Source organism: Flavobacterium salilacus subsp. salilacus (assembly GCF_004634195.1).
In the GTDB taxonomy this organism is placed as follows: domain Bacteria; phylum Bacteroidota; class Bacteroidia; order Flavobacteriales; family Flavobacteriaceae; genus Flavobacterium; species Flavobacterium salilacus.
Genome location: NZ_SKBP01000007.1, coordinates 14,208 through 26,548, shown reverse-complemented (window position 1 = coordinate 26,548; position 12,341 = coordinate 14,208). Strand labels below are relative to the sequence as shown.

Annotated in this window: 11 protein-coding genes; 9 read left to right on the top strand and 2 right to left on the bottom strand. The window is 37.4% G+C overall.

Going from position 1 to position 12,341, the window contains the following annotated elements; all coding sequences use genetic code 11:
- Positions 1-10: 10 nt before the first annotated feature.
- The 9 genes from E0W68_RS09565 (at position 11) to E0W68_RS09525 (ending at position 9,452) form a co-directional block, all read left to right on the top strand.
- Entirely contained in the window at positions 11-550 is a 540-nt protein-coding gene (locus tag E0W68_RS09565; protein WP_135219207.1) for a hypothetical protein, read from the top strand.
- A gap of 396 nt (positions 551-946) precedes the next feature.
- Positions 947-1,396 (top strand): hypothetical protein, encoded by a 450-nt coding sequence (locus E0W68_RS09560; RefSeq protein ID WP_135219206.1) that lies wholly within the window; start codon positions 947-949, stop codon positions 1,394-1,396.
- On the top strand, positions 1,389-1,844 hold the full coding sequence (locus E0W68_RS09555; protein WP_135219205.1) for a hypothetical protein: 456 nt from the start codon (positions 1,389-1,391) through the stop codon (positions 1,842-1,844). Before E0W68_RS09560 ends, E0W68_RS09555 begins: the two co-directional genes overlap by 8 nt.
- The gene (locus tag E0W68_RS09550; RefSeq protein WP_135219204.1) at positions 1,841-2,989 is read left to right on the top strand and encodes a hypothetical protein; all 1,149 of its coding nucleotides are present in this window, start codon (positions 1,841-1,843) and stop codon (positions 2,987-2,989) included. Before E0W68_RS09555 ends, E0W68_RS09550 begins: the two co-directional genes overlap by 4 nt.
- A 119-nt stretch (positions 2,990-3,108) precedes the next feature.
- Complete coding sequence (locus tag E0W68_RS09545) at positions 3,109-5,328, top strand: hypothetical protein (protein ID WP_135219203.1); 2,220 nt, start codon at positions 3,109-3,111, stop codon at positions 5,326-5,328.
- A complete protein-coding gene (locus E0W68_RS09540) occupies positions 5,325-5,618 on the top strand; it encodes a hypothetical protein (RefSeq protein WP_135219202.1) in 294 nt (97 codons plus the stop codon). The genes E0W68_RS09545 and E0W68_RS09540 overlap by 4 nt, the downstream gene beginning before the upstream one ends.
- 2 nt (positions 5,619-5,620) lie before the next feature.
- Entirely contained in the window at positions 5,621-8,872 is a 3,252-nt protein-coding gene (locus tag E0W68_RS09535; RefSeq protein WP_135219201.1) for a hypothetical protein, read from the top strand.
- Between the two features lie 94 nt (positions 8,873-8,966).
- Complete coding sequence (locus E0W68_RS09530; protein ID WP_135219200.1) at positions 8,967-9,206, top strand: hypothetical protein; 240 nt, start codon at positions 8,967-8,969, stop codon at positions 9,204-9,206.
- Positions 9,207-9,452: a hypothetical protein gene (locus E0W68_RS09525; RefSeq protein WP_135219199.1), complete on the top strand. Its 246-nt coding sequence runs from the start codon at positions 9,207-9,209 to the stop codon at positions 9,450-9,452.
- 1 nt (position 9,453) lies between these two features.
- Here the strand turns inward: E0W68_RS09525 and E0W68_RS09520 are convergent, their stop codons facing one another.
- Positions 9,454-11,061, bottom strand: a complete 1,608-nt coding sequence (locus tag E0W68_RS09520; RefSeq protein WP_135219198.1) for an Eco57I restriction-modification methylase domain-containing protein — start codon at positions 11,059-11,061, stop codon at positions 9,454-9,456.
- Positions 11,062-11,138: 77 nt separating this feature from the next.
- Positions 11,139-12,341: a phospholipase D family protein gene (locus tag E0W68_RS09515; RefSeq protein WP_135219197.1), complete on the bottom strand. Its 1,203-nt coding sequence runs from the start codon at positions 12,339-12,341 to the stop codon at positions 11,139-11,141.

The window sequence follows — 12,341 nt, the reverse complement described above, 5'->3', positions numbered from 1 at the left end:
AAACAGTAAAATGAAAAACATCACACTAAAAAGATATTCCCAATTAGGCGATACCCTGCTTTATGATGCCCTGCTGGAACACCTTAACCCCAAAAACAGTTTTGCCAAAAAGCAAATGAACATCAACAGTATGCCCTATGCCAATGTAAAATATTGCGTGAGGCTGTTGCCGAAGATAAAAGACTGGCAAGATGTGTATCAACTGTTTTCTATATGTTATGATGTAACGGAGAAGGATTTTTGGAAAGCCGGAGTTACAGAATATTTTAGTGCCCGAAAGTTTATTTTGAAAGAGCTGGAGCGTGTTGTACTTACCGAGAATAAAGTAATGAGCTCACAAAGCACCGACGGTCACCTCTGGAAGCTGGCGGGTGCCGAAAAGTTAAACCCGTATAACGATACCCTGCCCCTCGTGCAACTGGGCAAACTGTTGGGTCAATACCCTTTTGACTTGGGGCGCAAACCCTATGGCGAAATTTTTAGCCTGTTGGCACAAACCAAATTACAAAATGAGGTGGAGGCAGACTACAGAAAACTGAGTGTACAGTAGTTAGTATTCAGTTACAGTTTTCAGTTTTCAGATATAAATTTTGGAACGCGGATGACACGGATTAGGCTGATAATCGCAGATGATTCGTCCCTCAGCATGACAGAACACAATGCATTTGTCATTCTGACGAAGGTAGAATCGCTTTATACGTTTTCAGTTTAAAACAGCCAAAAGGCAGTAGGCAATAGCCATTTGTTAATTGCGCAGTTTTCAGATATAAATTTTGGAACGCGGATGACACGGATTAGGCTGATAACCGCTGATACTTCGTGCCTCAGCATGACAGAACACAATGCATTTGTCATTCTGACGAAGGAAGAATCTCTTTATGATTGCAACTGTAAACTGAGACTGAGAACTGAGACTAAAAACCCAAGCTTTCTTCAAACAATTTTAATGAAAGACATCGTACGAATACTGGAAGACCTTGCCGTTGAAAAAGAACTGGAATACCACTACGGCAAAAAAGCAGCGTTAAACCTGCTGGATGGTTCGGCAGAAGCAGGCAAAACCTACTTGCTGCACGAGTTTACCAACCGCAAAAGCGAATATAACAGCACCGGTACTAAAATAACGGCTGTTGAATATGAAGGAAAGTTTTTCCTTGTGAAGCATGCCGATTACGACCAACATTATTTTGCCGAAACAGGCACACAGGCAACCTCTAAATATGTTACTAATATAGAGCCGTTACTGCAAATATTTACCCAACTGGGCGACCGCCTTGCCTGTCTGGGCACAGTAGTTACCCAATGGGATAATATAGATGTTACCGATGCCCTTGATGCTAATATGGACGGGCTTTTGTGCAGTTACAAAATTCGCATTCCGCACAATTATGAGTAGCGTAAATGAACTGCTCACTGCCGAATTCGAAGCCCTGAAAGCGGAAATTATTACGCAGTACGAAGCCTCAGGGCTAAAAGCTTCGGGCAACTGGGCTAACACGCTTGAGGTACGGGTAACAAACAGTAGTGCTGCCATTATGGGTGCTGCCTATGCCGATGGTCGCCCGCCGGGCAAACAGCCCCCCAGCGAAGCCATACTGCAATGGATACAGGCAAAAGGTATAGCCGCACAGGCAGAAAACGAAACAAGCCTTAGCAGCCTTGCCTACCTGATTGCCCGAAAAATAGCCCGTGAGGGCTGGAAACCCCAACAAACCGGCAGCAATATAATAGCAAGTGTAGCCACACCGGAGCGGATGCAACAGGTTATAAATCGCGTGGGCGAAGCCTATATAACACAGTATAGCAACAACATCATCAACTTCTTAAAACAAAACCAAGCATGATACAATTTACAAGCCCTATAAATCATACTAAATTGCGCATGGCATATAATAACGATATTATTGAGTTTTACAGCCAAACGCCCAACGCTTCTTATGCCGATATAACAACCTCCGGTTTAAACATCCGATTGTACCCTAATCCTTCGGGAAAGTTTTGGGTTAATTTAATGCCTTATATAAAGGGATTAATAAATACCCGAGATTTTTCGGACAATGTGCAAACCAACATACAATCGCCCATTCCCGAAAGCTTTGTATATACATATTCTGACGGTACTGATAACGGGGTTTATTTGGGGTTAAGAGTAAAATTTGCTATTACTTTTGAGGATGAAAGCACAGAGAGCACCACTTATGACCTGGCTTGGATAGCAGGTGTGCAACAAATAGGCAACAACGTTTCGCTTAGTAAATATGGCGTAAATGTACTGTCGCCATTTAAGGAAGGGAGTACCAACATGCATTATATAAAGTACTGGCAGGGATATCCTTTTGATATAAGTATTTACTATGATAGCTTGTACCTGAAACTAAAAAACAATACCAATATGCTGTGGGCAGATTTTGAGGTAGATATATACATCAACCGATTTTTCTTTTCTGATGGCAGAACCGATGAAACAATAGAGGACGTACTACCAATGGTTGATGGCTTTAACGAAATAAGAATATTGAGAGAGGGTGAGGAGCTTGAAAATGATAAGTTCCTGATAGTTGAAAAAGTGCCATATCAATGCGGAGTATATTTAAAATGGTTTAACGCTATGGGCGGTTACAGTTATTGGTTGTTCGAAAACACCTATAGCATAGACCGGAGTACTAAACATATTGGGGAAATAGATCGAGATTACAGCAACCTCGAAAAAGCTCGTGGGCGTGTTATATCTATCGGTAAAGAAAGTCAGGATACTGTAAGGGTTATTGCTGAGCTGCTTAATGATGATGAACGCGCTGTTGTAGAAGGTATTTTGGACAGCCCCAAGGTGTATTTGTTTACAGGGAAACCCTTTTCGCAAAACAGTTATACCAACTGGACGGAGGTTAGCCTGAAAACGGGCAGCGCACGACTTAAAAACCCGCGCCAGCCACTTACCAATTTTAGTTTTGATTTAGAGCTGCCGGAACGATATACTCAAACGCTTTAAACAGCCATAAAGTCTAAAGTCAAAGGTCTTAAAGCTGTTACAGTTCTTTAGACGTTATGACTTTACAACTTTCGACTTTACAACTTTATAAAATTTAAGACTTTATAAACTTTTTAAAATTGTCACTACTACTCTACATAAACGGGCAGCGTTTGGATACCGACAGTAAGACGGTAATAGCGCAAACAAAACAAATTAATGATATAGGCTCTTTAAGCGACAGGCAATGTAACTATACAAATAAAATAAAAATACCCAAAACGGCTAACAATGTAAAAGCGTTAAATTTTACGGGCGTAACAGGAAATACATCTTTTATTCCTTATCAAAAAAACAACTGTTTTTTGCAATCAGATAACGGTCAAAACTTTGTATATAATGGGTGGGCTAATGTTTCTGATGCCGGAGACAGCTATGAAATAGTAGTGTATGACGGCATTATAGATCTTTTTAAAGCCATAGAAAACAAAAGCCTTTCAGATTTAGGTCTTTCGGAAATAGATCATATAAAAACTATCGAAAACGTGACCAGTAGCTGGTCGGCAGGCTATAAAGACTATCGTTACTTGGTAGCAGACTACAACGGCGATGTGGCAGATAGTGTGAACGGCGAAATTAACATTGATTACCTCGTGCCTTCTGTTTGGATTCCCTATTTATGGAATAAAATACAAGTGTACTTAACAGACACATTAAATGAAGAGGTTATTTTTAACGGCACTTTATTTCAAACATTATATTTCAAACTTTTATACATGAGCTACCCGAAAGGGTTAGCAACCAGCGATACTGAAGAATTAAAATACCAAAGCGATTCTAACACATTTGTTTTTGAAGATATTGCTCAATATGTAAAGTATGAAGGCACGCCATCAACCTACGAAATTATGACAGATATAAACGGTGTGCATTTAAAAGTGGGAAATACCGGGTTTTATAGAATAGAGTTATCAGGCACTTTATATACATTATTAAATTATAAAGGGTCTATAAAAATAGGTATAAATGCAGACGGAATACCGGCAAAAGATGTTATTAGTGATGATTATGTAGTGCCCAGTTTTAACTCAGGTCAAGAATTTGAAGGAGAAATAATATTATTTTTAGAAGAAGGGCAATTTGTCAGCTTTATAGTGGCAAAAAAACCCAATGACAATAATGATTTTGATTTTAGTTTACAAGATACAATTTCAAATCAATTAACAGCCAATATTACTTATATTGTTCCAAACACTATATCCTTCACCAATGTGCTGGCAGAGTTTAGTGTTAAAGACTTTTTAACCGAAATAGTGCAGCGTTTTGGGTTAACCATCTTCAAAGACCCTTATAGCCATACCTATACGTTTATGACTATGGAAGAGTTTATACAAAATGCTGAGTATGTAGATTGGAGCGATAAGTATATCAATAAAAAATCTGAAAATTATGTTTTAGCAAATTATGCTCAAAAAAACTATTTCAGATATAAATATAACGATAGCGAGGGCGCATATAAAGATGGTTATATAACAATAAATAATATAAACCTCCCCGAAAAAAAGGATATCATAAAATCTAAAATGTACAGCCCCGAGCGTTTTCCTGTTACCTATTTTGGCAGTAGGTTAACCAATACCTATAAGCTGTGGGAGAAAGAAATTACCGAAAACGAGGGAGAAACAGAAATTAGTTATAAGCAGCTTGAAAGCCGATTCTACATAATTAATGCGGATTATGAAACACCCTACAGTCTTGGGCTTCCGGGCAATTTTAATGTAATTTCAAAACAATTAAATCAACTCTCAACAAGCACAGGCGCCTATTTTGAAAATTTCGGCGGACAATCATTTCCCGAAATAATACAAAATTTTTATCAGCCACTCAATAAACTATTACAAACCTCAAAAATAATAGAGGCCGAAATGTGGCTTAGCGAAACTGATATAGTCAACTTCGATTTCAAAAAACTATACTATATCAAGCAGTTATCAAACTATTTTATAGTAAACAAAATAAAAGACTATGTTTCAGGCAAGCCTACAAAAGTTGAGTTAATCAGAGTGTTGTATGCCGGAGAGGAAGATTTATCGGGTTTTGAATTTGGCATACTATGGTATAGCGCAGTTCAAAGCTCTCAATATGAATATACCCTCAATTATCATCTGTTATACACCCCGCAGGCAGGAACACAACTAACCTTTGAAGTTTCGGATAATGGCACTGTTTGGAATAATAGCGAGATAACAACAAGCAATTATTCTACCTACTTTATAAACTTGGAAAATTATCCCGATACGCAATACATAAGAATATATGATCCTATTTCAAATGCTTATTCTGATAGCTATTTTTTATGATACAAGAAATTAAAAACAGACCGCCATACATACATATAACCGATTTAAAAATATCTTTTCCGGTTGGAGAAAATATTACCGTATGGTTATCAGGGCAATATAACGAAGCAGAGTATAACTACTCCCTAACAGCCATTGGTGCTGCTACAAACGAAAAGGTATCTAACTATGAATATAGTTTAACCTATGACACACCCGGAACTTACACCCTGTTTGCAGTGCTCACAGGAAAAGGCGCAACAAAAGGAAAAGAATTGACAAGCAATATTTTAACCTTAACCGTAGTATAAAAATGGCTAACGAAAAAGTAACACTGGCATCGCTTGACCTTGATATAAACGGGCTTATTAAAGCCGCCGAGCAATCAAAAACAGCAATAGAAACCCTTAAAAAAGAACTCGAAAAACTAAAAGAGGCAGGAAAAGAAGCCTCGAAAGAGTTTAAAAAACTGGAAGAACAAATTAATACCCTAACGGCTGTATATACCTTACAGCAAGAGGCAATAAAAAAAGTAAAAAAGGAAAGCACAGAGCTTAAAAAAGCACACGAGGATTTAACCAAGGAGACCCAGAAAACAATAAAAGCACAGGAAAACCTATCCGAATCCATTGAAGATATAGCCGACAGTGCCAAAGATGCTTCGAAAGAAATAAAAAATCTGGGCAACAGTGCCAAAGATGCTACTGATGATATTGATGAACTTTCTGATAGCCTGGAAAATACCTCAGATAATTTAAAAGACATAGAAGATGCCGCTGAAGATGCCGGCGATGGTATTAATGAATTAAACGATGCCTTACAGACCAATGAAAGCCTTATGAATAAAGGAGGAGATTCCACATCCAAATCCTCTAAGCTATTCAGCGATTACAAAAAACAAGTAAAAGATTCATTCGCCCAAATCAATATTTTTAATGGCGGAATAAAAGGCTTTGGGCAGCGTATGGAAGCCGTAGGAGGACTTAAACCCCTACTGGTAGGCTCTCTAAACGGTATGACCGCAGGTATAAAAGGCATGGGAGCAGCCATTACTGCCAACCCCATCGGGATACTGCTCCAAATATTAGGACCCATAATAGCCAAGCTTATGGAGTTTACTCCGGTAACCAAAGCCGTAGAAAAAGTAATGGCATCACTAACTCCCGTAATGGAAGTTTTAATGATACCCATACAACTCATTGCCGAGGCGGTAGCATGGCTCATAGGCGGGTTTGCCGACCTTATCGGTTCTATGAGCAGTACTTCCGATGAAGCCATGAAACTGGCAAAGGCACAGGAAGACCTTGCCAATAAAACAGCCCTGCAGGGAGCTGCCAATGAGAAAGCAAAACAACAAATAAACGAGCTTATACAAAAGTCGAAAGACCAAACCCTCTCTGAAGAAGAACGTGCTAAAGCGATAGAAAAAGCTACACAAATACAAAATAAAAACTATAAAGAGCGTGCCGATTTAGCCAACCAAACACTGGATGTAGAGAAACAAAAACTCATGCAATCTAAAGGACTCTCTGCCGAAGACATCAAAATTATTGAGGAAGGAGATGTGGCAAGAGTGCAATCTTTAATGGAAAGAAAAAACCTTACTGCCGAAGAAATACAGGCCTATAACGATGCCCTTCTCGAAAAAAGCAGTATTGCGGGAGAAGAAGACGATATTAAAAGACAACAGGCAGAAAATTTTAAATCGCTTACGGATGAACTCATAAAAAAATCAGAAGACCAAACTTTATCCGAAGAAGAACGGCTGGAATCCTTGGATAAAGTAGCCGAATTAGAGAAACAATATTATAAAGACAGAAAAGCAGAGGTAGAAGAACAAGCCCAAGATATCATAGAAAAAAGCGGCTTATCGAAAAAATTCAGTCAAGAAGAAATAAATAAAATTTTAGAAGAAGGCGATGCTTATGAAAACAAAGCGCAGTTAGTAAAATCTCTATCTAAAGAAGAGCTAAAAGAACTTGAAAATTTAGTTAAGGAAAAAAATCGACTAAATGATGAAGAGATAAAAGGTGTAGAAGCTACCTCGGCAGCAAGGCAAAAAATACATGATGACGAAGCTAAAAAAGAAGAAAAGCGTATTGCCGATGCTGAAAAAAAACGCAAAGATGCCGAAAAGAAAAGACAGGATGCCAATAAAGAATATGCCCAAACACTAAAATTACAGCTTGACCTTTACATGCAGGCGCAAAGCCAAAAAGAGAGAACGGCAGAAGAAGAGATAGCCTATCTTAAAAAAATAGAGCAACAAAAAATAGCCATTGCGAATGCTGAGTTTGCAGCAACAAAAAGAACAAAGAACGATGAGCTTGCTCTTACATTAAAATTAAACCAAATAGCACTGGACAGCTCTAAAGAGCAAGCCGAGTTTGCCATAGCCAATGCCAACTTAGAACTTGCTAATTATCTGGAAAACCACAAAAGCAAAATAACTGCCGAAACAGAGCTGACAGCAGCTATAATTGCTGAAGAAAATAAAAGGCTGGAAGACATTAAAGCCAAAAAGCTGGAAACACTGGCTGTAGAGCTGCAAACTAATGACGATATTATTGAAGCAAAAAAAGCAAAAAACCAACAGCTTAATGAGCAAGATTTAGAATACCTTGTACAAAAACAAGCATTAGAAGACGAATACAAGGCGGCAGAAGAAGCTAATAATACAGCCCTCGAAGAGCAGGAAAAAGCTAAAAAAGTTGCAAAGCATGAAGAAGAATTCCAGCAAAAACTGGCATCGGCAGCCAATGAGTATGAACAACAACGAATTATTGAAGACGAACGCTATGCTCAAGAACAGGCACAACTGGAAGAACGAAGAATAGCCGAAAACCTCTCTGACGAAGCATATAATGCTTTAAAAGAACAAGCCCAAAAAAATCATTCAGCAAATTTAGAAGAAATAAAAAAGGCTGAACTTAATAATAAATTTGAACTTGCCAAAGGTGCTTATAATAACATTGCCACTATATTAGGCAAAGAAAGCGAAGCAGGTAAAGCAATGGCTATTGCCCAAGCCACTATAGATACTTTTCAGGCAGCAACATCGGCTTATAAGTCTATGGCGGGCATACCTATTGTAGGTCCGGCACTGGGAGCAGTAGCAGCCGGTGCAGCCGTAGTAGCCGGGATTAAAAACGTAAAAAAAATAGCCAGTACCAAACCCGCAAAAGCCCCAAAAGCCGAAAAAGGAGCGCTGTTCAACATTGGCGGACAAAGGCACAGCGCAGGCGGAACACTCTTTACCGGAGCAGACGGCACACAGTTTGAAGCCGAACAAGGCGAACTCATTGGGGTGATGAACCGCAATGCAGCACGCCACTTTATGGCTTTCAACAACGCTTTCCCGGCAGGCGGAGCATCTGCTCCTAATTATTTTGCCAATGGCGGTATCGTATCGCGCGATATAGCCACACCGGGAATAAATACCGATGAACTTGCCTTTAAAATAGCCGAAGCCAACCGCAACATACCCGCCCCGGTAGTATCAGTACAGGATATTGTTACCGAAGGTAACAGCTACGTGCAGGTAAGGCAGGGAGCTGATTTTTAATGCCGGCACAACCATTCCCCTCCCGTTGGAGGGGTGGCTGAAAGCCGGGGTGGTAAAAAACCATCTCAAGTTTTCTTATTACAATACAATCTCCATGATAAAAAACATACTATCCGGCTGGAAAAACTACCTCAGCAAAAGCGAAGTAACCGAAGCCGTGGCAAAACAGCGGGCTGCACTATGTGCAGCCTGCCCCCACGCCAGGCAGGGCAAGCTACTCACGTTTGTAAAAGACACCCTTAAAGAAGTAGAAGGCGCCTACTGCAACCGGTGCGGATGCCCCCTGAGTGCCAAAGTGCGCAGCAACGATATTTGCCCGATAAACAAATGGTAAATGAACCGCTACCAAACCATAACAAGCCTTGGCGATAACTTTATGAAGCTAATGGGTAAAAACCTTATACCCATACACATACTCGACTGGAAAGTATATTATGAAGCCTACCTGAAAGAAATGGAGTACCAGCAAAAAAACTTTAAAAAACCCCGAAAAACCCACGCCGCAGGCTGTGTAGCCGAGCAATATAAAATAACCGAGCGCACCATGTTTAATATCATCGCTTTTATGGAGGGAAGTTGAATTATTTCCCTCTATTTAGCCTCCTTTTTGAAAGTTTTTTCCAAATTCTATCTGCAAGTTCAATTTCTTCAGAAGTTAGTCCAAAATTTTTCTTTAAAATTATTTTATTAGTAATTTTCAAAACTTCTGAAATATTTTTTTTTTCTCTAATCAATTCTTCAATTAAAGGCAGTAGTTCCTTATTAGACTCATGATATGGTAGAAGAATCTCTTCTACCTCATTAGGCATTAATTCCAAAACACCACCACCATGACTTCTCCCACAAATTTCAGTAAATGCAAGAGAAAGTGAATTATAATAGCTTGCTGTTAATGCTTTTATATTAATATTAGGCATAACAGTTACCCTATGCATTGTATCTGTTGTATAAGCTTTAGCTTCATTTATTATAAGTTTAGGGTATAAGTTATTTCTTCTAATGAATAATGCATCAGATATTCTTAATGAAGGTACTATTTGCCATTCATCTCTAATTCTACATTTATAACCTTTATGAATTTGCTGTGCTTCACCCTCATCAATATACTTTCTAGCTCCAATACTACCATTAAGATTTTCTTTCTTTGGAAAAGCCAAAATATGTGTTCGGGCTTCTATTTGTCTATTATATTCCCAGTCTTTTTCGGTAAATATTACACTTGGAACTTGAACACTCCTACCGACTAATGGACGTGCATATTTGTCTAAATTGTACGTTTTAACCGTTGAGATAGGTACTGTAAAAAATGGATTAGCTCCAGTAGTAATACCTACTTCTACTTTAGCATATTCTCCAAATTTTGGAATTCGTCTTGTTTCTTGAAGTTTCTCTAAAAAATCGATTTCTTCTTGCTCTAAAAAATAAAAGGTCCATTTATTAGATTTGAAATCAATTTTCTTCTTTGGACTTTTTAATCTCGATGTGTCCAGTTTTTTTAGAGATTCTGCATCTTTGACCTCCAAATGCTCTATTAAATGTTCTGTAGAATTATCTTTTTCACACAACAATAAAACGACTTCTTGTTGAATATCAGGAAAGACGAGCTTTTCAAAAGAAATTATATTTATCTTATTATAAAAAGTTGCTAAAAAATATCGTAGTTGCTTTGCAAAGGAAACTTGTAAAATTTCTGCGGGAACAACAAATCCAATCTTCCCTTTTTCCTTAAGCATTAAAGACGAACCAACCACAAAGGATACCCATGCATTTGTAAGTTTTGAATATTTCAATTTTGCTTTGGTAAATATCTCCGAAGCTAACTGTTTTTGCTCCTTATCAAAATATTGATACCTTATATAGGGAGGATTTCCAATAATTAAATCAAATTTATTATTGTTCATTTCAAAAAATTTATGAAAATCTTCATTAATAATTTGACAATCAGAAAGATTTATTTTTTTTGATTTATTTGCTTCATCTTCATCTAATTCAACTCCAGTTATTGAGTTATAATTATATTTACCTTTTTGAATTGCTTTTAAAAAAACACCATCTCCACAGCTAGGCTCTAAAATATCAAAGTTTTTATTTTCATTAAATGCCCATTTTAAAATAAACTCAGCAATTGGCATAGGGGTATAAAACCCTCCTCTTAATTTATTCTTAGATGCTACTTCTATTAACTGCATTTTAATCTACTTTCTACAAAAGTAATCACATAACCGTACTTTAGTATCCCTCTCCTAATCATTTTATAAACAAAATACTAATCTATACTAATCACAAAATCTATCTCAGAAGAAGTATTTTTATATAAAGTCATTGTTTTCCCTAATAAACTACGATCAGCAATCACATCTTTAGCAAAACCCCACCTTATGTTTGTCATCATATTGTTCTGGATATATTGTTTTGTATCTGTTCTTGGATTATGGGATAACTTCAATTCATAAATGCCCTTATTCTGACCATCAATAATTATTTGGAAATTTGCTGTACTTAGCTCTATATGTTCAGACTTTTTCCTCGTACTTAAAGACCATTCTAAGTTTTCAAAAACCTCATCTCTAAAATAATGGCGATGATCTATATTTATTAATGCTCCTTTTGAGAAACCCATAGAACCGGTAGGATTTGTGTTGCTCCCAGTAGGAATATTCAAATCTCGTTCTGTTAACGGTTTAGTTTTCCAAACTTCAATCAAATTCTCTTCTATATGAATGTGTTCTTCAGCCTCAGGATTAGGCTCAATCTCTTCATTAAACGATTCTATCAATTCAGCCTCTTTGGGTTTTCTTTTAAAACTGTTTGGTAATGAAGCTGTTTTCCTCTTTGGTATTTCAATTCGAGTATCATCAATCTCCTTTTCATTTATTGCTCCTTTACTATATTTTTCAGTCCATTCAATTTTTAGAGGCACATCTCCTCGATTTACAAATTGTTCAATTATTTCAGGAGTTATCCTAAATAAATTAGGGTCAGAAAAATCAAACAAGGTGTTATAATATTTTTTAATATTCAGTAATAGTTCTTTACCTTCCTCGTCATCATTTTCAAACTCTACCAATAATGATGATTCTACATTTTTAAACAGTCCGGCAGCAGTGAGATTTGAAGACCCTACAATCAAAGAAGTTTTATCAGAACCTTCAAATAAATAAATTTTGGGATGAAATATTACTTTCTCGCTTTGATAAAATATATAGCTGTTAATCCCGATATTGTAAACCTCTTCCAAAGCCTCTTTTGGAGTACCTTGTTGGTCAATACCTATGATAAGATTAAAAGAATTGAAAGCTTCACTACTGGATATTAAACTTGCAAGACCTCTTATACCCGACACGCTCGCAAAAGCAGACATTCCTGTAAAAGTATGATACACTTTTTCTGTAAATAATCTTTCTAAATTTCCTCCTACAGACCCGTCTGTTTTTGGACTAAACCCTTGACCAAGAAATGTAACTTTCAT